The following is a 22,386-nucleotide window of genomic DNA, read 5'->3' as shown; positions in this document are numbered from 1 at the left end:
TTTTTGGCAGGTTAGCGGAGCTTGCTGGTCTCGAAGTACTCGGGGAACTGGTCCAGAACCTCGGTCTGGTTGCGGAACATCATGTGCAGGTGCTTGCTGACCAAAAAGCTCGCTTCGATGGGGTCGCGACCGGCGATAGCGCGGCGAATCTGCTTGTGCTCGTTCACGATGTCCTGATTGTCGAGAACCTGCGTGGCGGCGCGCAACCAGCGGAAGCGCTCCAGGTCGGCATTGGTCTCTTCGAGCCACGACCACACGGTACTGCGACATGCGATGCTAAAAATCATGTGATGCATGAGGTTGTCGCTCAAAAAGAAGCCGATGCGATCCTCTTCGGCCATGGCCTTTTCCTGCAGCGCGATGGCGCGGTCGAGCTGCTCGATGCCGGCCGACGTGGCGCGCGCACAGCACTCCACAATCACCTGCTTTTCCAGATGCTCGCGAATGTAGCAGGCACTCTCGGCAAGGGTGAGGTTGATGGGTGAGACGTAGGTACCGCTCTGGGGCACGGTGCGCACCAGGCCCTCTTGCGCCAGACGCACCAGTGCCTCGCGCACGGGCGTGCGACCCATGTCCAGGTCATCGCAAAGCTGCTTGACGCCCAGCTTTTCGCCCGGCTTGTAGTCCAGGTAGACGATTTTGCGTCGAATGGTGTGGTAGGACTGGTCCTGTAGGCTCGTTTCCTGCTCGCCGACGTGCATCGATTCTTCCATAGCGCCTCGCAACCGTTCTATCAAACTCATATGTCAGTTGTTAATTATGCCGCGAATCAGCTCTCCGCGGTGGGTAATTCGGCTGTTGCCTGAGAACTATTGCGGCATCTTAGTCTGTGTTTGCGCAAGGCTGCGCTCAATGTTGCCGTATCATAAGCCGTCGCAAACGTGAAATAGAAAGAAGGAATCCCATATGCAACTGGCAAATATCGTACGCGAGCGCTGGAAAGGCGTCTTGTTCTGCCTGATCATCGCCATTCCCGCGACGTTGCTCGGCAAACAGGTTGAGGTGGTCGGCGGGCCGGTGTTTGCCATTCTCTTTGGCATGGTCCTGGCGCTCGTCTTTCCCAAGAAACGTCGCGAACAGCTCGCCGCCGGCGTTACCTATACGTCCAAAAAAGTCTTGCAGTACGCGGTTATCCTGCTTGGCTTTGGCATGAACCTCTCCCAGATTCTGTCCAAGGGCGCCCAGTCGCTGCCGATTATCGTGGCGACAATCTCGACCTCGCTTGTCATCGCCTTTGTGCTCTGCCACGTTATGAACGTGCCGGGTAAGATCGCGACGCTTGTGGGTGTGGGTTCGTCGATTTGCGGCGGTTCGGCCATCGCCGCGACCGCACCCGTCATCGATGCCGACGATCGCGAGATTGCCCAGGCTATTTCGGTCATCTTCCTGTTTAACGTTATCGCGGCGCTCGTGTTTCCGACGCTCGGCGGCATGCTCGGGCTGACCAACGAGGGCTTTGGCCTGTTTGCCGGTACCGCCATCAACGACACCTCGTCCGTAACGGCTGCGGCGAGCGCTTGGGACAGCATGCATCCCGGCGCCAATGTGCTCGAGAGCGCCACGGTGGTCAAGCTCACCAGGACGCTGGCCATCATTCCCATCACGCTGGCGCTTGCTTGCTGGCAGATGCATCTGGCGCGCAAGGCCGGCGGTGACGCCAAAAGCACGTTCTCCCTTAAACGCGCGTTTCCCATGTTCGTGCTGTTCTTTGTGCTGGCGAGCGTGATCACTACGGTGCTTCAGCTTCCTGCATCCATTACGGCGCCCATCAAGGAGCTGTCGAAGTTCTTTATTGTGATGGCCATGGCGGCTATTGGTTTTAATACCGATATCGTCGAGCTGGTAAAAAAGGGCGGCAAGCCCATCGCATTGGGCTTTTGCTGCTGGATTGGCATTGCGTGCATGAGTTTGGGAATGCAACACGTGCTGGGAATCTGGTAGAGAAGTAGCTTGTTTGCGTGCTGCGTGCTGGTGAGCGCATTCTCACGGTGGAGCGATAGGAGCTCTTGCGGGTATGGCTTGTCCGCAGGTTTATAAGTCCCGAAGAGCTCTTATCGCCCCGCCAGGATGGCGATGCGGGGCAACACCTATACTCGCAGGACGGCGCTTTCTGCCCTATAGTGTTTGGTGAGCAATATCGTTCAATTTTGAAACACTCGGTCGTGCGACCGTCGGCGGTTGCACGTCGCTGCGGACAGGGGCAAATAATGGATAGCGATGCCAGGCTGAACATCTTGACCGAGGCCCTGGCTGCTGCCGGGGCCTCGGCATTGGCAATCGATGCGCGTGGGGACGTCGCGATCTCGACCATGAATGACGCGGCGCTCGAGCGGGATGTGGCGGCTTTTGTCGCTGAGCGCCTCGACCGTATAGGAGACGGCGCGCGTCTGGTTATGGGGCGTGCGGGTACGCGCCTGAGCCTGACCGTTCGCCCCACCGACAAAGAGGGCGGGGACCTTTGAGTCGTCGTGGTCCGCGAGGTGCGCGGCGCCGCGGCGCATGCGGGCATCGAGTGGCTCAACGCCGACGAGGTTGAGGCCCGCTACGAATCGAGCGCGTACGGCATCGTTGAGGGGGCGGCCTCGGTGGCTGCGCCGGTTGCCGAGAGCTATGCGCGCGGCGTGCCCCTTATGTTCGAGGGCGAGCTGGGAGCGGGTCAGGTTGAGATCGCCAAGCGCCTCTATCTGGATGGCCCTTTTGCCGATCAACCCTTTGTTTCCGTCGCGCTCGATGAACTCACCGAGCGCGGTTGGCGCCATGTGCTCAAAAGCGCCGAATCGCCGTTGTTCCAAACGGGGCTGACCCTTTGCATTGAGGGCTGGAATGCGGTTGGCCCCCAGCGCCTCCGCGAGCTGGTTTCCACGATGACCGACACCGCGTTGGCGACGCGCTGCCATGTGGTGCTGACGGCGAATGACATGCCGGGCGGCGGCGAAAGTGATCAAGCCGCCTTTGTGACCGAGCGCCTCGCCTGTGCGGTGAGCGTGGCGCCGGCAATCGCCGAGCAGGGAGCCGCGTCGACGAAGGCTGCGCGCTATTTGGAATATCTCGCTGATGCATTTGGGACGGCAGCGCCCACGCTGTCTGCCGCGGCGACGAAGACGCTCGATGCTTACCGCTGGCCGCGCAATTATCTGCAGCTCCGCGAGGTCTCGGAACGACTGTATATATTGGTGGGGGCGGGCACGGTGGACCGCGCTGTGGCGGAGGAAGTGCTCGCCCAAGAGGACGTGATTAAGACCGCAACCTTTGGCGCCCCGACGCTCGAAAGTGACCTGTATATCCTGCGACCGCTGGCCGATACCGAGCGAGATATCGCGCATCTGGTTGTAGACCATCTCCACGGCAACCGAACCCGTGCGGCGGAGGTGCTGGGCATAAGCCGTACAACGCTGTGGCGCTTGCTGAAGGACGATGACCGTTGAGCGAGGCGCCCGTGACCGCGCGCGACGCGTGTGCTACAGTCCAAAGCGTTATTGTTTCGATTTGGTTACGGCGTGCGAGGGCATATGGCTGAGACTTCAAAACCGAGCCGCAGAAGGCGGAGCGCCGCGCCGGTTAACCGACGCACGACATCGGTGACGTGGGGCAAAAACGCCTCGGGGTTTGATGGCTCGTTCAAGCGCACTAAATACGGCTATCCTTCGGCAAGCGCCCGCTTGGCAATGCAGGCAGAGTCCTCGCTGTTGGGCCGCAAACGCGTGGTGGGCTCAAAGCTCAAGCACGACGGAACGCTCGGCTACATCAGCCGCGGGGCGGCTCGCCGCAGCGGGCTCAATCCCGCCGGCTGGCATCGCTACGTGCCGATCGTGGCCGCCGTTGCAGTGATCGTCATCGCGCTCGCTGCGCTTGGCTACGCCGGCGGTGGCGCCAACTTGGACGCAATGTTTAAATCGCCCGAGCTCGCGCATGTAGGTACAGAAGTTGTCGAGGGCGCTCAGGCCCAGACGGGCGTCGCGCCCCAGCGCGGTATCGTTGCGGCGGCCTCCACCATCGCCGATGCGCAAAAGGACGAGGACGAACAGGGCGATGGCGCCGAAACGGCCCAGACGAACGAAACGACGACAACGGCGACGTCAATATAAGTTGCGAGTGGGGTAGCTAAAATAGCCCCGTCCCAAATTAGCTACCCCTGCTGACGTTCCTGTACTATTTCACGTACACCACGTTGTTGCGGCGCGGCTTTGCCTCGGGTAGCGTGTCCTCGGCATAGCCCAGAATGCAGTGACCGACACCGCGCAGGCTGCCGTCGGCGGGCAGGCCCCAGCTGGCCAGCAGCTCCAGGCCCTCGGGCGAGTCAAAGACCTCATGCGCGCGGTGAATCCAGCACGAATCGACACCCAGCGCATAGGCGGCGTTGAGCAAGTTGCCCATGGCGAGCGAGCCGTCTTCCAGATGTGTGGGCACGCTGCGGTCAACCAGCACCACCACAACGGTCTTGGCGCCATAGAAGGGGTCGCTGTTGCTGTCCATGACCTGGGCGTTGAGCTGTGAGAGACGCTCGACGGTCGCGGGGTCGGTGACGGCGACAAACGTCACCGGCTGGCGCCCCATGCCGCTCGGTGCATATTGGCCGGCTTCGATAATACGTGCAAGCTTTTCGGTCTCGACGGGACGATCGCTGTAGTTGCGGCAGCTGCGGCGGTGAATGAGTGCTTCGATAGTCTCCATGGTGTCTCCTTGCGGTGGCGTTGCAGATGCCCCGTTCATACCCGCCGGGCTTAAACGATAGACGGTCAATTGCCCGGCCAAAAGGATAGATTCCAATTGGGAAAGTAGGTTTGCATAAAAGTACCTTCAGAATGTGACAAACAAATGGGATGGTTAAACGTTTTATCCCGTCTACCCTGCGGTTTTTTACCACTTGCCTAAATGACGAACGCATAACCTCTGATAAAGGTTTTACTAAAGGAGTACCAACGTTTATCAATGCGCCGTGGTGGCGCCGGGCCAGGAGGTAACATCATGTTCCAGGCTGGAGATGTCGTCGAGACCGATTTCGAAGGATTTCTGAAGCTGCTGCGTTCCAAGACGCGCGCTTTCGTGTCGATTAACGATCACGAGTACTACATCACGCACACCGATGGCTATTGGCGTGTTCAGGATTGCGAGGCCCTTAACGACAAGGGCCACTTTACTGACTGCTCTGAGTTGGTCAACACGGTCTGCGAGGTCGTCGAGCTGCCGTGGATTGCCGGCAAGAGCCTGCATGACAGCTTCTCGGGCGCCACGGTCTATGAGGCCGTCGCCGCTTAACAGGCAATAAAACCCGATTTTCACGTGACCGCTGGCGCCGCCCCCGCGCCGGCGGTCTTTTTCTGCCGATAGGCCATAAAAGTGCACGCATTTGCGGAGAGGCTGTTGACGATAGTCAAAACTCGGACTAATCTAGAGACACAAAATTGGTCAAAAATCGGACGATTGAATGGTGGGATAGATGAATAGTGCGGTTACGCTGGTCGACTTCGACCGGTTGCTCAATGGACTCGACCATATCTATTCGGAGTTCTCGCGCGCCTGCGGTCTTTCGGACTGCGCTTACTGGATGCTCGTCGATACCAGCACGGCGGGCGGCAGTATTGCCGTAAGCCGTCTGACAAGCGAATGGTTCTACAGCAAGCAGACCATCAACTCGGCAATTAAAACCTTGACGGCGCGGGGCTTCGCAACGTTGGGGTTTGCTGAAGGCAGTCGTAAGAACAAGGTTGTGAGCCTGACCGAAGAGGGCAGGCGATTTGCCGAGCGTTATGCGCTGCCGGCACTCAAGGCCGAACAGCGAGCCTTTGGCGCGCTTGAGCCGTGTGAACAGCGCGAGATTATGCGCTTGATCGGCAAATTCTCTCAGGTGCTCAGCGATGAGTGCGATGCCTTTAAGCAGCATATCGCTGCCGAGAGCCAGGCCGAGAATCAGGGTGAGGGGGAGTCGTGCGACTGTTAATGAGGTTTTTGAAGCCCTATCGAGGGCTTGTCGCAGTGACGCTGCTGGTGCTGCTGGTGGATAACGTCGGTACGCTGTTGGTTCCCACGATGCTGGCGAACATGGTCAACACCGGTATTACCACGGGCGATATCGACTACATTTTACGCAACGGCCTATACATGTTTATCGCGACCAGCATGGCTAGCGGCGGCACGGTGCTGGGCTGCTATCTTTCGGCGCGCCTGGCCGCCAACGTGGCTTGCGATATCCGCAATGCCGTGTACGACAAATCGCTCGAGCTCGCGGCCAGCGATTTTGAGCGCTTTGGCACCGGATCGATGATCACGCGCTCGCTCAACGACATCAACGTGATTCAGCAGGCTATCTTGCAGACGATTCAGTTGGTGCTGCCGGTGCCGTTCTTGGCCGTCGCGGGCATCATTTTTGCTTGGTTCATCGATCCCGCCATGGGAACGCTGCTGGGCGTGGTGGTTGCGATCGTGCTGGTGGCGGCGGTCTTTACGGTTGCCAACGCGGCGCCGATTTTTATGCGCCTACAGGGCTTTATCGACCGCATGAACGTGGTGCTGCGCGAGAATATTGTGGGCGTGCGCGTCATCCGTGCGTTTAACAAGGAGCGCCACGAGGAACGGCGTCTGGACGAGGTGTTTAGCGAATACGCCGCCAACGCCATCAAAGTCAACCACCTGTTTGTGGGCCTCGACAGCTCAAGCTTCTTTTTGATGAACATCGCCGAGGTGGCGGTGCTGTGGGTGGGCGGCAACCGCGTAGGCGCCCACGCCATGCAGATTGCGAGTATCTCGGCGGTGCTTGAGTACGCAATCCTGATTCTGTTCTTTGTGATGATGGCGCAGATGGTGGTGCTGACGCTTCCGCGTGCTGCCGCGTGCCTGAACCGTGCGCAGCAGGTGTTGGAGATTGAGCCGAGCATCGTCGATGGCGAGCGCACGCTGGGTGACGGGGCGCCTGCCTCCGAGGACGATGCGGATGCTGTTGCCGTGTTCGATCATATGTCGTTTCGCTTTGACGATGCCGACGAGGACACCCTGTGCGACCTGAGCTTTGCCTGTCGTCGCGGTCAGACGACCGCAATCGTTGGCTCGACAGGCTCGGGCAAATCGACGGTGGCAAAGCTTCTGCTGCGCTTCCACGATGCCACCAAGGGCTCCATTCGCCTGAATGGTGTGGACCTGCGCGAGCTTACGCAAGGCGAAATCCGCGGGCGCATTGCCTATGTGCCGCAGAAGGCGTGGCTGTTCTCGGGCACGGTGGCGAGCAACCTTCGCTTTGGTAACGAAGGCGCGACCGAGGACGACATGCTTCACGCGCTTGAGGTTGCCCAGAGCACCTTTGTGCTCGATCAGCCGCAGGGGCTCGATACCCCGGTGGCGCAGGGCGGTACGAACTTCTCGGGTGGCCAGCGCCAGCGCCTGGCCATTGCTCGCGCGCTCATGAAGCGCGCCGACCTGTATATCTTCGACGACAGTTTTTCTGCTCTGGACTTTAAGACTGATGCCGCCCTGCGCCATGCGTTGCAAGACGAGACGCGTGACGCTGCGGTGCTCATCATCGCGCAGCGCATCTCGACGATTTTGCATGCCGACCAGATTGTCGTGCTCAAGGACGGAGAGGTTGTGGGCTTGGGCACGCATGGCGAGCTTATGGAAACCTGCGAGGTGTACCGCGCCATCGCGGAATCGCAGATGAAGGGAGGTGAGTAGCATGACCGAGGAGCTCAGGAAGCAGGCCAGCGTTGATGACGCCGTTGCCGCGGGACTGGTTGAGGAAACGGCTGCCGTAGCACCCGAGCTGGACGAGGCCGCCAAGGCTGCAGCCGAGCGCGAGGCTCGCCGCCAAGCGCTCTACGAGGAAAACGAACGCGCCGAGGACGAGCGCGCCCGCGCCGAGGCAGAGCGCATGCGCGATGTGGACGACGAGGACGAGGACGAGAAACCCCGCGACACCTGGGCGACGGTGCGCCGCCTGTGGAGCGAGGCTGCCGGCGACCATTGGCGCTTCTATATCGTGTTCGCGAGCATTGTGTTCTACGCCATCTTTAACACCGCTGCGCCGGCATATAGCGCCCGCGTGATCGATGAGCTGTGGGGCCACATTCAGGTGGCGTTTGCCAACGGGACCACCTTCAACATCACTTGGGAGAACTGCGGCAAGACCATCTTCGTCTACTTTATGATCTGGACTGCCGCTGCCTCGTTCTATGCGTTCCAGAGCTTTTTGATGTCGAGCGTCGCTGAGCGCCTCAATCTGCGCCTGCGCAACCGCATCGCGCAAAAGCTCAACCGTCTGCCGCTCGCCTACTTTGACGCGCATCGCCCCGGCGAAGTGGTCAGTCGCGCGACCAACGACTTGGACAAGATGTCCGAGAGTATGCAGCGCGGACTGCTGCAGCTGCTGGTGTCGATCGGCACCGTGGTGGGCGCCGTGAGCGTGATGTTCGTGTTTAGCGTGCCGCTCACGCTCGTCTTTTTGTTCTTTATGGCGCTGTCGCTGCTGATGACCAAAGTGGTCTCGCGTCGCACACATGACGTGACCGGCGAGCGCCAGGAGTGGGTGTCCAAAATCACGAGCGCGGTCGAGGAGGGCTACTCGGGCCGTCTGGTGATTCGCGCGTTTAACCGCGAGCGTCAGAGTTCTGCCGAGGTGCACGAGGCCTCGGGCGAGCTGGCGCGCGTGAGTACCAAGGCCGACTTTATGATCAACGCCGTCGGACCCGCGGTTCGCTTTATTGGTCGCCTGGCGCAGATCGTGATTGCGCTCGTGGGCTGCAGCATGCTGGTTGCCGGTCACATGACCGTCGGCGTGTTCCAGGCGTTCTTCCAGTTTATCTACGAGGCGTCCGAACCCATGACGCAGCTGTCGTTTACCTTCAACTCGCTGCAGAGCGCGCTGGCGAGTGCGGAGCGCGTGTTCGACCTGCTCGATGAGCCCGAGATGGAGGCCGATCCGCTGCCGGACGAGGCCGCCAAGCTGCCGGGTCGCGTGGAGGGCCGCGTCTCCTTTGAGCACGTGCGTTTTGGCTACTCGCCCGACAAGCCGCTTATGCACGACGTTTCGTTTACCGCCGAGCCGGGCCAGAAAATTGCCGTGGTGGGAACCACGGGCGCAGGCAAGACGACGCTCATCAACCTGCTCATGCGCTTCTACGAGATTGACGGCGGGCGTATTACGCTCGACGGCGTGGATACGAGCCGCATGGATCGCGGCGAGCTACGTCAGCAGTTTGGCATGGTGCTGCAAGACGCCTGGCTGTTCGACGGCACGATTGCCGAGAACATCGCCTACGGCTGCCCCGAGGCAACGCGCGAGGAGATCGTTGCGGCTGCCCGTGCTGCGCAGGTCGACTTCTTTGTGCGCACCATGCCGCAGGGCTACGACACGCGCGTGGCCAACGATGCCGAAAGCATCAGCCAGGGCCAGCGTCAGCTGCTGACCATCGCACGCGTGCTGCTCAACAACCCGGCGATTCTCATCCTGGACGAGGCGACGTCGAGCGTGGACACGCGCACCGAGCTTGCCATCGGCCGTGCCATGGACGCGCTTATGCGCGGGCGCACGAGCTTTGTGATCGCGCATCGCCTGTCGACGATCGTGGACGCCGACCTGATCTTGGTCATGGACCACGGCAACATTATCGAGCAGGGCACGCATAAGGAGCTGCTCGCGGCCGAGGGCGCTTATGCCGACCTCTATCTGAGTCAGTTCGCATAATGTGACAAAGGGACAGTCCCGCATGTCACATCAAAAAGAAAGGCGCGCCGGGGATGAATTCCCTGGCGCGCCTTCTTGCGTTGATGCCGATGTCGTTTTGTGCCGCTTGCGTTCCTAACGCTCGTCCACGAGCTTGGCGACGAAGGCTTTGAGCTCGGCCACCTCTCGCTCGAGTTCTTTGACGCGGCGGGCGTTCTCGGTGATGCCTTGGCGGTTGAGGGCACTCTGCTCGGCGGCGTCATCGGGCATGTACTCGCGATGCTGCTTGGCATCGAAGCTCTCCTCGAACACGCGGCAGCCGTTGCGTTTGATGATGCGTCCCGGCACGCCCACGACGGTGCAGTTGTCGGGCACGTCCTTGACGACAACCGAGTTGCCGCCGATCTTGACGTTGTTGCCGATGCGGATGTTGCCGAGCACCTTGGCACCCGTGCCCACGGTGACGTTGTTGCCCAGGGTGGGGTGGCGTTTGCCGGTCTCGTTGCCGGTACCGCCGAGCGTGACGCCCTGATAGAGCACGCAGTTGTCGCCCACAATGGTGGTCTCGCCGATGACGACGCCCATGGCATGGTCGATAAAGAAATGCTTGCCGATCTGTGCCGCGGGGTGAATCTCGACGCCGGTGATGTGGCGGGTGATTTGCGAGAGCACGCGGGCGAGCGAGCGATGTCCATGCTCCCACAGCCAGTGCTCGGGCACGTGGTTCCACTTGGCGTGCAGGCCAGGATAGGAAAGGAAGATGACCAGACCGTTTTGCGCGGCGGGGTCCTGCGCTTGGACGGTCTTGATGTCCTCGCGAATGGTATTGATAAAGCTCACCGGCCGCCCTCCCTTAGCGCCATGGCAATGCGATTCAATAAAGTATAGCGATTCGCTAGGGATTAGGAAGGACAATCTTGGCGGCATTGCGCGACAGGTGTCAGTTATGCAAACTTGCTGGTAATGGAGTCATGCTTTTGTGGGGTTGCGCACGAGGGGGCGCCGCAACCGTATACTGGTCAACTTGGACGTATCCGCGCCCACAACTGAGAGGTTTTACTTCATGGGTTTCATCAATTTTATCGCCGAGCTGCTCAAGGACCCGCGCACCGCGATCGCCAGCTGGATCGCCGCCGGCCCGCTTATGGCCTACGGCTGCGTGTTCCTGATCATCTTTATCGAGACGGGCGTGGTGTTCTTCCCGTTCCTTCCCGGCGATTCGCTGCTGTTTGCTTCGGGTTTCTTTGCCCACAACGGCGGCTTTAACATCGTGGCCCTTTTGGCCGTCGCATGGGCTGCTGCCATCCTGGGCGACCAGTGCAACTTTATGATCGGTCACTTCTTTGGCCGCAAGATCATCGCTTCGGGCAAGGTCAAGGCCATGACGCCCGAGCGCATTAAAAAGTCCGAGGACTTCTTGGACAAGTGGGGTCACCTGGCCATTTTCCTGGGTCGCTTCTTTCCGTTTATCCGCACCTTTGTGCCCTTTATCGCTGGCATGGGCGGCATGCACTGGCGCAACTTTGTCGTCTTTAACGTGCTGGGCGGCATTACCTGGTCGACGGTCTTTACGCTGCTGGGCTACTTCTTTGGCGGCATTCCTTTTGTACAGGAGCACTTTGAGCTGCTAATCGTTGGCATCGTTGCCGTGTCGATCATCCCGACCGTGGTCGGTCTGGTCAAGGCTAAGCTGGGCAAAAAGAACGCATAGCTCGAGCCAACGCGCAAACCGTACAGTTGAGGCCCGTCACTGCTTACGGTGGCGGGCCTCTTTAGCTTCGGTCAAATGAAAATACTTTAGTTAGTTAAAGAAAAACGTTTTATCAGACGCGTGCGGGGAGTACAATCTCGTGCATGCGAATCGACGTGCCATCGGCTTTGATGCTGCTCGCGTGTCCCGTCCGGCTCTACGCTCCGGGCGTGCGACGTTGCGACGCGGTCGGCCTCGGTCCTTGCGTGCGGGTTCGCGAGTATGCAACTGTGTATGTAAGGAGCGGCATATGACTGTCGAGAAGAAGGATATCGATTGGGGTAGCCTCGGCTTTGGCTACATGAAGACCGATTACAGCTACGAGGCCCATTGGAAGGACGGCGAGTGGGACGAGGGCGGCCTGACCACCGACCACACCCTGCATGTCTCCGAGTGCGGCGGCATCTTCCATTACTGCCAGGAGGTCTTTGAGGGCCTGAAAGCCTACACCGCCGAGGACGGCAGCATCGTCTGCTTCCGTCCCGACATGAACGCCGAGCGTATGTACAACTCTGCCCAGCGCCTTGAGATGCCCCCGTTCCCCAAGGACAAGTTCGTTGAGGCCGTCAAGCAGGTCGTTTCTGCCAACGCCGCCTGGGTTCCGCCCTTCGGCTCCGGCGCGACCCTGTACGTGCGTCCGTTTATGATCGGCTCCGGTGACGTGATCGGCGTGGCTCCCGCTCCTGAGTACACGTTCCGCATTCTCGTGACCCCGGTCGGTCCGTACTTTAAGGGTGGCCTCAAGCCCGTCAAGCTGCGCGTTTCCGAGTATGACCGTGCCGCACCGCACGGCACCGGCAACATCAAGGCCGGCCTCAACTACGCCATGTCCCTTAAGCCCACGATGGAGGCCCATCGCGAGGGCTATGCCGAGAACCTGTATCTCGACTCCGAGTCCCGCACCTATGTCGAGGAGACCGGTGGCGCCAACGTCCTGTTCGTGAAGGAGGACGGCACCCTCGTCGTTCCTCAGTCGCACACCGACTCCATCCTGCCCTCTATCACCCGTCGTTCGCTCGTTCAGGTTGCTCAGGACCTGGGTATGACCGTCGATCAGCGCCCCGTCGAATGGGCCGAGGTCAAGGCCGGCACCTTTGTGGAGTGCGGCCTGTGCGGCACCGCTGCCGTCATCTCCCCGGTTGGCGAGATCGACAACAAGGTTTACGGCGCCGACGAGACCGTGACCTTCCCGGCTGGCTACACCGAGATCGGTCCTGTGATGAAGAAGCTCCGCGAGACCCTGACTGGCATCCAGTCCGGTGCTGTCGAGGACAAGCACAACTGGGTTTACACCGTCGCGTAATTTGTCTTACCTATCCGGGCAGAGAGCAAGTTCCCTCCCGGCGCGTCCTCGGACATGCAAGAAGCCCTCGCTGCGCACTTCGTGCGGCGAGGGCTTCTTGCGTCCTGCGGAGTGCGCCGGAAAGGAGGGTCGCCCTTTTGTTTTGCTTCGCGCCATGTGGGGGCGGTGGCGACGTGCATTTTTGCGAGTATTCTGCAATCGAAGGCCCCTGCATACCGACCTCGGGCAAAAAATCGGGATTTCTCGATGTTTTCTACGGATGATGGGCGGGGTTATGGGCTGACAGCGGTTGATTTGCAGGGATATTCGCGGTCTTTGGCATTTATCGTGGCGCCCGAAGCTCTTGGTTATGTTGAATACTCCTAAAAATGCACGGCGCTTAGAGGGGGACCTTCGCGAAAAAGGAAACCGCCCCGTCGAAGTATGCATTCGACGGGGCGGTTTATGCATTTGGCCGATTAAGGATGCGCTGCCAAACTACTAGAACTTGACGGTCGGGGCCTGACGGGCTGCTTCAGCGGCCTCGAAGCCCTGGCGCTCCTTAAACTGGAAGATGCCGGCAAAGATGACAGCCGGGAACGTCTGAATGGCGTTGTTGTAGCTGAGCACGCAGTCGTTGTAGCTCTGGCGTGCATAGCTAATCTTGTTCTCGGTGTCCTCGAGCGATGCCTGCAGCTGCGTAAAGTTGGTGTTTGCCTTAAGATCGGGATAGGCCTCGGCCACAGCGAAGAGCTGGCGCAGTGCGCCGGTCAGCACGTTGTCGGCTTCCATCTTGGCCTCGGGCGTGGTGGCCTTGACGGCGGTGTTACGCGCGCTGATCACGGCGGAGAGCGTCTCCTGCTCGTGCTTGGCGTAGCCCTTGACGGTTTCGACCAGGTTGGGGATCAGGTCGTTACGGCGCTGCAGCTGCGTATCGATGTTCTGCCAGGCGTTATCGATGCGGTTACGCTTGGTGACCATGTTGTTGTAGATGCCGGCGATGGCGCAGACAATCACAATGACAACAACGATGCCGATGATGACGGTAATCATGATGTCTCCGTTTCGAATGGCCGCGGCGGCATGCGCCAGCTGCCGTTGGTATAACGCTACTAGTATACCCGCAACGTTTTACCGTGCCGAACTTTCCGGTAAGCGTTGTGTTTTCGGCGGGGTTGGCACCGGGGCAAAGCGCGCGAGGTACAGGTGTAAGATATGCGACAGATTGACGAGTGTTGTCTTTGTCCTGGGGATGGCGATAACAGTGGACCTTCGCATCAAGAAAACCTACCGCGCCCTGTTCGATGCCTTTACCGAGCTTCTCGAGGAGCATCGGTTTGAGGACCTGACGGTCGCCATGCTGTGCGACCGGGCCATGATTCGCCGCACGACGTTCTACAAGCACTTTCGCGACAAGAACGATTACTTTGCCTTTTATATCGATGAGCTCATGTCGGGCTTGCCGCAAAAACAGCCCGATGAGGCCGGCGCAGTGTCTGCCGAGGACGTGCGCGCGCTTCGGTACGCGATTTTGGACGATGCCATGGATTTGATTCTGGCGCACGAGCAGCTCATGGATAACATTTTGGCAAGCAGCATGTCGGGCATGTTGACCAACGTTATTTGCGACCGCATTGCCCGTTCCATCCGCGAGCGTGTGATGAACGTGCTTGCCGAGGATGCCCTGGCTCCCGTGTCACTCGAGACGACGTCTGAGTTTGTCGCCGGCGGTATTATTCGACTTTTCACGATATGGTGGGAATCGGGCCACGATCTTGAGCGTCGACCTGAGATAGCCGACGTGGTCGATGCGCTGTTTGAGCGGACCATGACACCGGTGCATCACTAGGAGTGGCGGAGAGAGGGGGATTCGAACCCCCGGAACGCTCTCGCGCTCAACGGTTTTCAAGACCGCCGCATTCAACCGCTCTGCCATCTCTCCGTGAGTCGTAATGATAGCATCGTTTTGAATTTGCAACAGGGAAGGCGAACGATGACGATCACCGAAATCGACGAGAAGTTCATGCGCGAGGCGTTGGCGGAGGCGCGAGCCGCCGCGGCGGTGGGCGAGGTGCCCATCGGAGCCGTAGTGGTGCGCGCGGGCGAGATTGTCGCGCGGGCGCACAATCGGCGCGAGCTCGATCAGGATCCTTCGGCTCATGCCGAGTTCGCGGCCCTGTGCGCTGCCTCTCGGTCGCTCGGTCGCTGGCGCCTTTCCGATTGCACGGTCTACGTGACGCTCGAGCCATGCTGCATGTGTGCGGGCCTTATGGTTAACGCGCGCGTGGGGCGCTGCGTGTATGGCGCGAGCGACGCCAAGGCGGGCGCGTTGGGATCCCTATACGATTTGAATGCCGATTCGCGCCTGAATCATCGGTTTAACGTGACGGCTGGGGTCCTGGCGGATGAATGCCGCGAGCTGCTGAGTAGCTATTTTGGCGGTCTGCGCGGAGCGGGCGGCGCTGATTGCGGTTGTGGGGCCGATCTTGAAGCACACGCCGCTCACGCCGCAGCGCTTGCAGGTGCCGGTGAGGATGCTGGCACGGCGGTTGACTTTGGTCCTGCGTGCCGCCGGCCCCGCCGTGTGCTGCTGGCGATCGACTCCTTTAAGGGCAGCGTGTCGAGTGCGCAGGCGGAGGCGGCGGTTGCCGAAGGCATGCGCCGTGTGTGGCCCGATGCCGAGGTGCGCGCATTGCCGCTGGCGGATGGCGGTGAGGGGACGCTCGATGCCGTTGCCGCCTGCGGTGGCGAGCTCTCAACCTGCGAGGTCGTAGGGCCCTTGGGCGACCGCGTGTCTGCCCGGATGCTGGTTGATGTCGAGCGCAAGTCCGCGGTCATCGAGATGGCCGAGGCGGCCGGCATTGGGTATTCGCCTTGCACGGAATCGGCGGCGCTTGCGGCTTCGACCTATGGTGTGGGCGAGCTTATGATCCATGCGGTTCGCGCAGGCGCAAAGACTATCTATATTGGCTTGGGTGGCAGTGCCACCAACGACGGTGGCGCCGGCATGCTGCAGGCGCTGGGCGCGCGTGTGGTCGATGATCAGGGCTGCGATGTCGCCCCCGGTCTTGCCGGCCTTGAGCAGGTGGCGAGCGTTGATTTGGCGCCCGCGCTGCAGGCTTTGGATGGCGCTCGTATCGTTGTGCTTTCGGATGTCGAGAATCCGCTCGCAGGGCGTCGCGGCGCGCTTGCGGTGTTCGGCGGACAGAAGGGTCTGCCGGCGGATGATGCCGAGGTGCTGCGCAGATACGACGGCTGGATGGTCGGCTACGGCTGCCTGCTCGATGCGGCAATTACCGGAGCTCGAGCCCAGGGGTTGTTGCGCACACCCGAGGGTGCGCGGACATTTGGCTCGGTGCTCGGCGTGCCCGGCGCGGGCGCTGCCGGTGGCTTGGGCGCGGCGTTGCTGGCGCTCGGCGCGGAGCTACGCTCGGGTGTGGAGACGGTGCTCGATCTCGTGGGGTTTGACGAGCGCGTGCGCGATGTCGACCTGGTCATTACAGGCGAGGGCAATATGGATGAGCAATCCGCCGCCGGTAAGGCGCCGGTGGGCGTGGCGCGCCGTGCCAAGCGGTGTGGCAAACCGGTGGTTGCCGTCGTGGGCGGTCGCGCTGACAACCTGGATGCGGTGCATGAGCAGGGTATTGACTTGGTTTTGCCGATCTGTCGCAAGCCCATGGACCTGGAGCAGGCACTCGATCCGCAAGAAGCCACAGCCAACCTTATCTGCGCCGGCGAAGCAGCCGCTCGATCCTACGACCTTGGCCGTATCTAAAACCCATCCCCTCGATAAGTTGCGGTGAAATACGGAGCGTTTTTGCCTTTAAGGGGCCAATTCAGTCCGTATTCCACCGCAACTTCGAGAATGGCCATTCGAGGTTGACCGCCTTGTGCCTTGGGTCGGACCGTTTGCCACGAAATGCGGCCATCTACTACGTTAAACCGGCCACCTTCGACCATCCCGGAATTTGCAAAAACAAAACCGCAGGTAGAAAGCTTGCCGATTTTCGAAAAAGCCGGCTATGGTTGACCCTTGCGGCCTAAACGTAGTAGATAGGTCCTTTCTGTGGTGTGGCACCAAGCCGGTCATTTTGGGATCGGACTATTTTGACTACTCATTGGCTGCTCTGGCAATCGGGCTGCAAAAGTAGTCAAAAAAGCTCCGTCCCAAATTAGCTACCTTGCTCTGGCGGGCGGGAGCAGGTAAGATATACCGAGCGCCTAGCGCGTTCGATGGGTTCGGATGACGACATGTTCCGAATCTGGTCAGGTCCGGAAGGAAGCAGCCATAAGGAGCCTCTGTCGGGCATCCGAATCCATCGAACGCACGGGCGTTTTTTGGTGCCGCGACATGGCCCGGCCGGCGGCGAGGTGTTTGGTGTCTCGCTGGTCCTCGGCTTCGCCTGCGGGATCGCTCGACTACCAAACACCTCGCCGCCGGCCGGGCCCCGTCGTCCAAAAATCACCCGTAAAGGCGCGTTTATCTAATTTAATCTATCCCTTAAGGAATGCTGCTCGTTGGCGTTGTCTGGGCATTGATGGCTACGTGGTTCAAGAGGCGGCGGTGCTGTTGCTTGAGTTTTTGCAGTTAAAGAGGCTCGTTTCCCTAGGTTGGGGAAACGAGCCTCTTTTTGTCTCTGGGCTTGTGGATTGGTGAAGGCAGAATGCTCTGTCGGCTATTTTGAGTTCTTGATGCGGCGTGTGGCTGTGGCGGTTATTCCGAGTCCCATGGCGGCGATTCCTGCGAGTGCTATTGCGCTCGGTGCTGTGTCGCCCGTGTTCGCGAGCTTGCCGGCGGTCGTATTTGCTTGCTTGGTGGAGCTCGATGGAGCGTCTTTGCCGGTCGCGGGCGAGCTGGTGGGCTGCGCCGTCTCGGCCGGTTGCACTGAGCTGGAGGGTTTTGTCGTCTCGTCGGGTTTCGTTATCTCGGGCGAGGTGGTCTTATCTGCCGCGGCCTTTGCCTCTTCGTATGCTTCGCAGGCGTCGTCATAGGCCGCTTGCGCCTTTTCCAAATCGCTGAGGAGCGCATTTTGCTTGGCTTTGTCCTCATCGATGTGGGCTTTAGCTTCCTCTGCCTCACTTTCGAAATACTGAACCTGTTTTTCCTGGCTTTCGAGCCGGCGTTGGTAGCGGTGAAGATCATCTTCACAAGATTCTTCTCGCCTTTGTGCCGTCATGATCTCCATGCGCAACTGCTTAATATGCTCCTTAATAGCTGTGCTGGGCTCCTCGCCGCCGAGTGCTTCAAGTGCCTTATCTAATTCTGCCTGAAGGCCGCTTGTCCGGTTGTGGGCCTCATCGTATTTGGCTTGGGCTGCATCGACGTTCGCTTGCATGGCGGGAAGGGGTTCCCTCCGTTTGGCGGCTTCCGCCACCACCATGTCGTAGAGTTCTTGAAATGCGGCAATGTCATCATCGATTTCCGCAAGTTTCTCGGGACTTGCGGCGTCTTTGCGGCCTCGAGGGTTTTGAGCGCTTCCTGCATGGCTGCATACGCTTTGTCTTTTGCGGCGGCCGCGTCTTCCGTTTGCAAGGCAACTGCACCGGTGGGGGAGCTGGTTTCTGCCGCGATCGCCGCTACGGGGGCGATTCCCGCGACAAGTGCCGCGGAAAGGGCGATGCCCACAGTTGCTCGTCTTGCTCTTCTTGCGAGAATGTCGTTCATCTCGGCACCTCATTTCAAGGGTCGGCGACTAACTTGGTAGCACTAATGTAAATATACCATGCTAGTTGACCCGACACTGGCTGGGTGTGCGCGTATACCCCCCCCCTGAAAACTGAATCCCGTTAGAAATGACGAGTTGTTTACGCTTCTTTTGGGGTGGCGGTACTATCATGGTTCGAATTGAATGTGGATGATGATAGGGAGCGCCTATACATGATTGAGCTGCTCGGGCGTTTTGGTGGCAAGTTTCGCCGGTATATGGTGATTGGCCCAGCGTGCAAGCTGATCGAAGTGATTTTTGACCTGCTGACGCCGTTGGTGATTGCCCAGATGATCGATAAGGGTATTGGCGCACACGATGTGAACGCTGTCGTCCACTACGGCATGGTGCTCGCCGCCATGGCCGTGACCGGCATCTCGTTTACGCTCGTCTGCCAAAAGATGGCGGCGCTCACCTCGCAGGGCATGGGTACCGATATCCGCGGCGCGCTCTACGAGCACATCAACAAACTGAGCTATGCCGAGCTCGACCGCTTTGGCACGCCGTCGCTCATCACGCGCATTACCAACGACGTCAATCAGGTGCAGCTCGCTGTGGCGCTGGGCGTACGCATGCTCATCCGCTGGCCCTTCTTGGCGGTGGGCTCTATGTGCGCGGCCCTTGCCATCGACCTTAAGCTCGGCATGATCTTTTTGATTTGCACGCCCGCCATTGGCCTGGTGTTTTGGTTTGTCATGGCGCGCTGCATTCCGTACTATAAGCAGCTGCAGGCAAAGCTCGACCGCATTGCGCTCATTTGCCGCGAGGGGCTTTCGGGCGCCCGTGTGGTTCGCGCCTTTGTACGCGAAGATCACGAGCGCGAGCGCTTTGCCCAAGCCGCCGATGACCAGGCCAATACCGCCATCGCGGTGGGCAAGCTCTCGTCGATCCTTAACCCCGTCACGTTTTTGGTGATGAACCTGGGCGTGTGCGCCATCCTGTGGGTGGGCGGCATCCAGGTCAACGTGGGCGAGCTCACGCAGGGCCAGGTCATGGCGTTCGTCAACTACATGACGCAGACCCTGACCTCCATCGTGTATGTCGCCAACCTGGTCGTGGTCTTTACCAAGGCGAGCGCCAGCGCGTCGCGCATCAACGAGGTGCTCAATTGTGTGCCGAGCATCACCGACGAGGGCAACCGGCCGGTCGCGCTGCCCAAGCCGAGCGAACTGGCGGGTGGCGCTGTTCCGGTCCCCGCGCTGAGCTTGAGCCATGTGAGCTTCTCGTTTGGCGCCGGCGCTGCCAACGCCGTTAACGATGTGACCCTGGAGCTCCCGCTGGGCAAGACGCTTGGCATTATCGGCGGCACGGGCAGCGGTAAGTCGACGCTCGTCTCGCTTATCCCGCGCCTGTACGATGCAGGCACCGGCAGTGTGAGCGTGATGGGCTCCGACGTGCGCGCTTGGCAGCTCGACCAGCTGCGCCATGCGGTCGCGACCGTTCCGCAGCGCGCGTCGCTGGTGAGCGGTACTATCCGCAGCAACCTGACCTGGCGCGATGAAGCTGCGACCGACGAGGAGCTCTGGGCGGCGCTCGATACGGCGCAGGCCAGCGAGTTCGTGCACAACAAGCCGCAGGGGCTCGATGCCCCGGTCGAGGCGGGCGGTAAGAACTTCAGCGGTGGCCAACGCCAGCGCCTGACCATCGCGCGCGCCCTGGTGGGCTCGCCTCAGATATTGATCATGGACGATTCTGCCTCGGCGCTCGACTTTAAGACCGACGCGGCGCTTCGCCATGCCATCCACGAGCGCAGCGTGTGTGGCGCTGCTGAGGGCGGGCTGCCGCTGACTACGGTGATCGTAAGCCAGCGCGTTTCGACCGTGCGCGACGCCGACATGATCTGCGTACTCGACCACGGCTCGGTTGCGGGCCTGGGCGCGCATGACGAGCTGTATGCAAGCTGCCAGCTCTACCGCGAGATTTGCCAGTCGCAGCTGCGACGCGAGGAGCTCGAGGGCCAGCAGGGGAGCACGACGCCCACGCCCACCCCAAGACCCGCGTCCGCCCCAGGCGCCGTGTGCGCCCCCGCATCCGTCTGCGCAAAGGAGGGCTGCTAAATGAATCCGTACACTTCCTCCGGTTCGGTCGCCACGATGACGGCCAACGTGTCCGGTAACGATAACCTCAACGACCTGGGCGACGGTCCGCGCCAGCCCGGCGATCCCGAGCGCTATCCCGTGGGCGCGGTGACCCGCCGCCTGCTGGGCTATGTTCGCCCGCACCGTGTCTCGTTTGCGGCGTCGTTTGTGAGTGCCGCCGTCTCGGTAATTTTGCAACTCTATACGCCCATCCTCATCGGCGAGGGCATCGACCTGATCGTTGCCGCGGGCCAGGTGGACTTCGACGCGCTACTGCCGCTTGTCACCAAACTCGCGCTCGTCGTGGTAGGCGCCGCGGCCTTCCAGTGGCTGCAGGGCTATTGCGTCAACCGCCTGTCCTACGAAACGGTGCGCGATATGCGCGTGGAGGCGAGCGATAAGCTCAGCCGCATGCCGCTCAGCTTTATCGACAGCCATGCCCACGGCGACCTTATGAGCCGCGTGGTCAACGACGTCGACCAGGTGGGCGACGGTCTGCTGCAGGGCTTCACGCAGCTCTTCACCGGTGTTATTACCATCGTGGGCACGCTCGCGTTTATGCTTTCCATCAACCTGACCATGACGCTCGTGGTGGTGCTCGTCACGCCGCTCTCCATCTTTGCGGCCAGCGCCATCGCCAAGCTCTCCAACAAGAGCTTTACGGCGCAGCAGCGTATTCAGGGTCAGCTTGGCGGCCATATCGAGGAGTACGTGGGCGAGCAAAAGCTTGTCGACGCCTTTGCCTATGGCTCGAACGCCCAGCAGCGCTTCGATGTCCTCAACGCCGAGCTCTATACGGCAGGTGAGCGCGCGCAGTTTATGGGTTCGCTCTCCAACCCCGGTACGCGTTTTATCAATAACATCATCTATGCCGTGGTCGCTGTGATCGGCTGCGTGGGCGTGATCACGGGCGTGCCCGCGGCGCTTACGGTGGGCGGCGTACAGATCTTCCTGTCCTACGCCAACCAGTACACCAAGCCGTTCAACGAGGTCACCAACGTCATTACGCAGATCCAGACGGCCTATGCCTCGGCGCGCCGCATGTTTGCGCTGCTCGATGCGCGCGAGCAGGAGCCCGACGCATCGGATGCCGTGGAGCTTGCCGCCCCGCAGGGTGAGGTGACCTTTGAGCATGTGGACTTTAGCTACGTGCCCGACCGCAAGCTGCTGCAGGATATCTGCATCGAGGCCAAGCCCGGCATGCGCTTTGCCCTCGTTGGCCCTACGGGCTGCGGCAAGACGACGCTCATCAATTTGCTACTGCGTTTTTACGATATCGATGCCGGTCGCATTGCGGTCGATGGCCGTTCCTCGCGTGACTACACGCGCGCAAGCCTGCGCCGCGCCTTTGGCATGGTGCTGCAGGATACGTGGCTGTTCGAGGGCACGGTGGCGGAAAATATCGCCTATGGTTGTCCCGATGCCACGCGCGAACAGGTTGTCGAGGCGGCCAAGCGCGCGCACGCGCACAAGTTTATCGTGCAGCTGCCAGGCGGCTACGATACAGTGATCGGCGAGGACGGCGGCACGTTTAGCCAGGGTCAAAAACAGCTGCTGTGCATCGCGCGTGTCATGCTCACCGACCCGGCGATTCTGCTGCTGGACGAGGCGACCTCGAGCATCGATACCCGCACTGAGCTGCAGGTTCAGGCGGCATTCGACGAGCTTATGGCTGGCCGTACGAGCTTTGTGGTGGCGCATCGCCTGAGCACGATTCGCAACGCCGACTGCATCCTGGTGATGCGCGACGGCCAGATTATCGAGCACGGCACGCACGACGAGCTGCTAGCGACAGGCGGCTTCTACGCCGAACTCTACCGCAGCCAATTCGCCCAGTAAGCAAGCCCGTGGGGCAAATTAATCAATCGACAGACGGTGGTTTACATCTGTCACGTTAGTACTAAGATATTCATCTAATAAAT

19 protein-coding genes, 1 tRNA gene and 1 other RNA gene are annotated in these 22,386 nt (G+C 60.4%); 15 read left to right on the top strand and 6 right to left on the bottom strand.

The window, feature by feature from the left end:
- Positions 1 to 11 precede the first annotated feature (11 nt).
- Positions 12 to 713, bottom strand: a complete 702-nt coding sequence (locus AAAX35_RS06600) for a GntR family transcriptional regulator (protein WP_226790702.1) — start codon at positions 711 to 713, stop codon at positions 12 to 14.
- A 193-nt stretch (positions 714 to 906) separates the two neighbouring features.
- Here AAAX35_RS06600 and AAAX35_RS06595 point away from each other — a divergent pair, with 193 nt between their 5' ends.
- From AAAX35_RS06595 to AAAX35_RS06580, 4 genes are all read left to right on the top strand, one after another.
- Positions 907 to 1,941: a YeiH family protein gene (locus AAAX35_RS06595; RefSeq protein WP_349117136.1), complete on the top strand. Its 1,035-nt coding sequence runs from the start codon at positions 907 to 909 to the stop codon at positions 1,939 to 1,941.
- Positions 1,942 to 2,207: 266 nt separating this feature from the next.
- Positions 2,208 to 2,462, top strand: coding sequence for a hypothetical protein (locus tag AAAX35_RS06590; RefSeq protein ID WP_349117135.1), 255 nt, complete (start codon positions 2,208 to 2,210; stop codon positions 2,460 to 2,462).
- Between the two features lie 6 nt (positions 2,463 to 2,468).
- Entirely contained in the window at positions 2,469 to 3,425 is a 957-nt protein-coding gene (locus tag AAAX35_RS06585; RefSeq protein ID WP_349117134.1) for a helix-turn-helix domain-containing protein, read from the top strand.
- Positions 3,426 to 3,509: 84 nt separating this feature from the next.
- The gene (locus AAAX35_RS06580) at positions 3,510 to 4,085 is read left to right on the top strand and encodes a hypothetical protein (protein WP_349117133.1); all 576 of its coding nucleotides are present in this window, start codon (positions 3,510 to 3,512) and stop codon (positions 4,083 to 4,085) included.
- 64 nt (positions 4,086 to 4,149) lie between these two features.
- On the opposite strand, the gene AAAX35_RS06575 is transcribed toward AAAX35_RS06580, so the two are convergent.
- Complete coding sequence (locus AAAX35_RS06575; protein WP_349117132.1) at positions 4,150 to 4,671, bottom strand: nitroreductase family protein; 522 nt, start codon at positions 4,669 to 4,671, stop codon at positions 4,150 to 4,152.
- A gap of 294 nt (positions 4,672 to 4,965) precedes the next feature.
- On the opposite strand from AAAX35_RS06575, the gene AAAX35_RS06570 reads away from it, so the two are divergent.
- From AAAX35_RS06570 to AAAX35_RS06555, 4 genes are all read left to right on the top strand, one after another.
- Positions 4,966 to 5,256: a hypothetical protein gene (locus tag AAAX35_RS06570; RefSeq protein WP_006235631.1), complete on the top strand. Its 291-nt coding sequence runs from the start codon at positions 4,966 to 4,968 to the stop codon at positions 5,254 to 5,256.
- A gap of 181 nt (positions 5,257 to 5,437) precedes the next feature.
- Positions 5,438 to 5,938, top strand: a complete 501-nt coding sequence (locus AAAX35_RS06565; protein WP_349117131.1) for a MarR family winged helix-turn-helix transcriptional regulator — start codon at positions 5,438 to 5,440, stop codon at positions 5,936 to 5,938.
- Positions 5,938 to 7,662 (top strand): ABC transporter ATP-binding protein, encoded by a 1,725-nt coding sequence (locus AAAX35_RS06560; protein WP_349117130.1) that lies wholly within the window; start codon positions 5,938 to 5,940, stop codon positions 7,660 to 7,662. Before AAAX35_RS06565 ends, AAAX35_RS06560 begins: the two co-directional genes overlap by 1 nt.
- Before the next feature lies 1 nt (position 7,663).
- Positions 7,664 to 9,670 (top strand): ABC transporter ATP-binding protein, encoded by a 2,007-nt coding sequence (locus AAAX35_RS06555; protein ID WP_349117129.1) that lies wholly within the window; start codon positions 7,664 to 7,666, stop codon positions 9,668 to 9,670.
- Between the two features lie 114 nt (positions 9,671 to 9,784).
- Here AAAX35_RS06555 and cysE read toward each other — a convergent pair whose 3' ends face one another.
- Complete coding sequence (gene cysE / locus AAAX35_RS06550) at positions 9,785 to 10,489, bottom strand: serine O-acetyltransferase (protein WP_349117128.1); 705 nt, start codon at positions 10,487 to 10,489, stop codon at positions 9,785 to 9,787.
- 223 nt (positions 10,490 to 10,712) lie between these two features.
- Between cysE and AAAX35_RS06545 the strand changes: the two genes are divergently transcribed.
- The gene (locus AAAX35_RS06545) at positions 10,713 to 11,360 is read left to right on the top strand and encodes a VTT domain-containing protein (protein WP_022093822.1); all 648 of its coding nucleotides are present in this window, start codon (positions 10,713 to 10,715) and stop codon (positions 11,358 to 11,360) included.
- A gap of 289 nt (positions 11,361 to 11,649) precedes the next feature.
- Positions 11,650 to 12,702 (top strand): branched-chain amino acid aminotransferase, encoded by a 1,053-nt coding sequence (locus AAAX35_RS06540; RefSeq protein ID WP_035138743.1) that lies wholly within the window; start codon positions 11,650 to 11,652, stop codon positions 12,700 to 12,702.
- 480 nt (positions 12,703 to 13,182) lie between these two features.
- Here AAAX35_RS06540 and AAAX35_RS06535 read toward each other — a convergent pair whose 3' ends face one another.
- Positions 13,183 to 13,734, bottom strand: a complete 552-nt coding sequence (locus tag AAAX35_RS06535) for a LemA family protein (RefSeq protein ID WP_082421874.1) — start codon at positions 13,732 to 13,734, stop codon at positions 13,183 to 13,185.
- Positions 13,735 to 13,945: 211 nt separating this feature from the next.
- On the opposite strand from AAAX35_RS06535, the gene AAAX35_RS06530 reads away from it, so the two are divergent.
- Positions 13,946 to 14,530 (top strand): TetR/AcrR family transcriptional regulator, encoded by a 585-nt coding sequence (locus tag AAAX35_RS06530; RefSeq protein ID WP_349117127.1) that lies wholly within the window; start codon positions 13,946 to 13,948, stop codon positions 14,528 to 14,530.
- 3 nt (positions 14,531 to 14,533) lie between these two features.
- Here AAAX35_RS06530 and AAAX35_RS06525 read toward each other — a convergent pair.
- Positions 14,534 to 14,623: transfer RNA gene (locus AAAX35_RS06525), tRNA-Ser, on the bottom strand.
- Between the two features lie 51 nt (positions 14,624 to 14,674).
- Here AAAX35_RS06525 and tadA point away from each other — a divergent pair.
- Together tadA and ffs are read left to right on the top strand one after the other, a co-directional pair.
- On the top strand, positions 14,675 to 16,456 hold the full coding sequence (gene tadA / locus AAAX35_RS06520) for a tRNA adenosine(34) deaminase TadA (protein ID WP_349117126.1): 1,782 nt from the start codon (positions 14,675 to 14,677) through the stop codon (positions 16,454 to 16,456).
- Between the two features lie 455 nt (positions 16,457 to 16,911).
- Positions 16,912 to 17,007, top strand: an RNA gene (ffs, locus tag AAAX35_RS06515) — signal recognition particle sRNA small type.
- A 350-nt stretch (positions 17,008 to 17,357) separates the two neighbouring features.
- Here ffs and AAAX35_RS06510 read toward each other — a convergent pair.
- Positions 17,358 to 18,017 carry an LPXTG cell wall anchor domain-containing protein gene (locus tag AAAX35_RS06510; protein ID WP_349117125.1) on the bottom strand — a complete coding sequence of 220 codons (660 nt, stop codon included), beginning with the start codon at positions 18,015 to 18,017 and terminating at the stop codon, positions 17,358 to 17,360.
- A 542-nt stretch (positions 18,018 to 18,559) separates the two neighbouring features.
- Between AAAX35_RS06510 and AAAX35_RS06505 the strand changes: the two genes are divergently transcribed.
- Together AAAX35_RS06505 and AAAX35_RS06500 are read left to right on the top strand one after the other, a co-directional pair.
- Entirely contained in the window at positions 18,560 to 20,443 is a 1,884-nt protein-coding gene (locus AAAX35_RS06505) for an ABC transporter ATP-binding protein (protein ID WP_349117124.1), read from the top strand.
- Positions 20,444 to 22,303 (top strand): ABC transporter ATP-binding protein, encoded by a 1,860-nt coding sequence (locus AAAX35_RS06500; RefSeq protein ID WP_349117123.1) that lies wholly within the window; start codon positions 20,444 to 20,446, stop codon positions 22,301 to 22,303.
- The last annotated feature ends 83 nt before the right edge of the window (positions 22,304 to 22,386 follow it).

The sequence above is a fragment of the Collinsella sp. CLA-ER-H11 genome (assembly GCF_040092445.1).
In the GTDB taxonomy this organism is placed as follows: domain Bacteria; phylum Actinomycetota; class Coriobacteriia; order Coriobacteriales; family Coriobacteriaceae; genus Collinsella.
Note: the sequence above shows the minus strand (reverse complement) of the source record. Positions and strands in the feature narration are given on the sequence as shown.